Source organism: Deinococcus sp. YIM 134068 (assembly GCF_036543075.1).
Taxonomy (GTDB): domain Bacteria; phylum Deinococcota; class Deinococci; order Deinococcales; family Deinococcaceae; genus Deinococcus; species Deinococcus lichenicola.
Map to the genome: position 1 here is coordinate 1 of NZ_JAZHPF010000053.1, position 1,385 is coordinate 1,385.

Annotated in this window: 1 protein-coding gene; it reads right to left on the reverse strand. The window is 61.9% G+C overall.

Annotation, left to right across the window (positions count from 1 at the left end; genetic code table 11):
* Positions 1-20: 20 nt before the first annotated feature.
* The gene (locus V3W47_RS19630) at positions 21-1,319 is read right to left on the reverse strand and encodes an IS701 family transposase (RefSeq protein ID WP_331826924.1); all 1,299 of its coding nucleotides are present in this window, start codon (positions 1,317-1,319) and stop codon (positions 21-23) included.
* Positions 1,320-1,385 lie beyond the last annotated feature (66 nt).

Consider the following 1,385-nt stretch of genomic DNA (forward strand, 5'->3'; position numbering starts at 1 on the left):
TAGCTGTACTTCGGGGATATTCAAGGACCGCTGCATAAAGCTGTGCAGGCGCGACATTTCGGGCAGGGAGGTGGCAGGGACCAGGCCCCTGCCACCTCAGCTCGAATGGCGGGAACAGTGTCGCCCATCAGATCGTCGGGCTGAGTCAATCGCAGCCATTGAAGGAAGGTCAGGGCCACCATACACAGCACGGCGTGGTGATGCAGGCCCTGCCAAGAACGGCCCTCGAAGTGGTCCAGGCCGACTTCCTCCTTCAGCTCTCGATGGGTCAACTCGCAGGCCCAACGGCGCTTCGTCACTTCAACCAGCCGGGCCAGCGCTGTGTTAGCGGGCAGGTTGCAGACGTAGTATTTGCGCTCCTCACCCCGCCGCTGTTCCCCGATGATCCAGGCAGCTTGCCCGGGAAGGTGTTGGCCCTGGGCGTTCTCCTCCCCGTCGGCCAGGCGAACGTACTCGGCTGCAAAGCGTCCTGCAAGCGGGCCCTTGGTGCCGTGTCGCCAGACCAGGTGCTGCCATGCAGCACCGTTCAAGACCTCCTCCACCGATTGCCGGTCCTCAGAGGGGGTCGGGTGTTTCGGTCTTCTCCCTCGGAAGATTTTGGGGATTGGGATCAACCGCACATCCTTGGGGTAGACCGTCTGCGTACGGGTAATGCCCACGGACCACAGCAGGCCTCGCTCGCTCAGTGCCTGCCGAAATTGGGCATTCACGCCGTACCTGGCATCAGCCAGGACCATGCCGAACGTAACGTGTGGGCGCACACGGTCCAACTCTTTCAGTGCCAGTTCGCACTTGGTCTGTGGCGGCTGGTGTTCCGTTGGAACACCAGCCCCCCTGAGCCGAGCCAGGTCGCTGGTCCACTCCTGCGGCAGGAAGAGCCGTAACGCGAGGGGAACAGGCAAGTCGTGCTGGGCCAACGTCAAGGAGACGAGGCATTGACAGGGGGTGATCTTCCCGACCTGCCCGGAATATTGACGGGCGACGCCGACAGACTTGGTGCCGAACTTCGTCAAACACGTATCGTCGATGATCAGTACGGCGTCTTTGCCACCGAGCATCTGCTGAGCCCGTTGCGCCAGGAGGGTTTCCAGTGGGTTAGTCAACCACGGGCTGTCAGTCATGAATTGCTGGAGGTGATCTTCTTTTCCAGGCGCGACCACAGCGGCTAGGGGTTGCATGCTTTTTCGGTGGGCGGCGCTGCATAGGCCTCGCACGTACAGCGGTGCCCAGGTCCGCTGGGCTCGATGGCGAAAGTGCGTCAGGAAGGGCGCAAACCAAGTGGGGAAGTGTCGGGTCCAGCGAGGAAGAGGACGAGCCATAGCACAGAGACCAGCATCTCGGATGCTGGCCTCTCCGTCCCCTCCCTGAATATCCCCGAAGTACAG